The organism is Serratia grimesii NBRC 13537, assembly GCF_001590905.1.
GTDB classification, from domain to species: Bacteria; Pseudomonadota; Gammaproteobacteria; order Enterobacterales; family Enterobacteriaceae; genus Serratia; species Serratia grimesii.
This window is the reverse complement of record NZ_BCTT01000036.1, coordinates 1-1,257: the sequence shown is the minus strand read 5'-3', so window position 1 is coordinate 1,257 and position 1,257 is coordinate 1. Positions and strand designations below refer to the sequence as shown.

The following is a 1,257-nucleotide window of genomic DNA, read 5'->3' as shown; positions in this document are numbered from 1 at the left end:
AGTGAGCTATTACGCTTTCTTTAAATGATGGCTGCTTCTAAGCCAACATCCTGGCTGTCTATGCCTTCCCACATCGTTTCCCACTTAACCATGACTTTGGGACCTTAGCTGGCGGTCTGGGTTGTTTCCCTCTTCACGACGGACGTTAGCACCCGCCGTGTGTCTCCCGTGATAACATTCTTCGGTATTCGGAGTTTGCATCGGTTTGGTAAGCCGGGATGGCCCCCTAGCCGAAACAGTGCTCTACCCCCGAAGATGAGTTCACGAGGCGCTACCTAAATAGCTTTCGGGGAGAACCAGCTATCTCCCGGTTTGATTGGCCTTTCACCCCCAGCCACAAGTCATCCGCTAATTTTTCAACATTAGTCGGTTCGGTCCTCCAGTTAGTGTTACCCAACCTTCAACCTGCCCATGGCTAGATCACCGGGTTTCGGGTCTATACCTTGCAACTATTCGCCCAGTTAAGACTCGGTTTCCCTACGGCTCCCCTATACGGTTAACCTTGCTACAAAATATAAGTCGCTGACCCATTATACAAAAGGTACGCAGTCACACCACGAAGGTGCTCCCACTGCTTGTACGTACACGGTTTCAGGTTCTATTTCACTCCCCTCGCCGGGGTTCTTTTCGCCTTTCCCTCACGGTACTGGTTCACTATCGGTCAGTCAGGAGTATTTAGCCTTGGAGGATGGTCCCCCCATATTCAGACAGGATGTCACGTGTCCCGCCCTACTCATCGAACTCACAATTAATGCATTTTAGTGTACGGGACTATCACCCTTTACTGTGCGACTTTCCAGACGCTTCCACTAACACAAAAACTGATTCAGGTTCTGGGCTCCTCCCCGTTCGCTCGCCGCTACTGGGGGAATCTCGGTTGATTTCTTTTCCTCGGGGTACTTAGATGTTTCAGTTCCCCCGGTTCGCCTCATACGACTATGTATTCATCGTATGATAGTGCAACGAATTGCACTGGGTTTCCCCATTCGGGTATCGCCGGTTATAACGGTTCATATCACCTTACCGACGCTTATCGCAGATTAGCACGCCCTTCATCGCCTCTGACTGCCTAGGCATCCACCGTGTACGCTTAGTCACTTAACCTCACAACCCGAAGGTGTTTCCACTTTCGTGCTGCTATATTTGAGAGACTCTATGACAGGTTAGTCCTTACTCCAGTACTTCTACGGAGGAGTAAGTTTCAGCTGTCATGTTTCAATTTTCAGCTTGTTCCAGATTGTTAAAGAGCAAAATCTT

At 49.6% G+C, this 1,257-nt stretch carries 1 rRNA gene; it reads right to left on the bottom strand.

Annotated features, from left to right (window positions below):
* Positions 1-1,104 (bottom strand): 23S ribosomal RNA (locus SGR01S_RS23495); the annotation flags it as partial.
* Positions 1,105-1,257 lie beyond the last annotated feature (153 nt).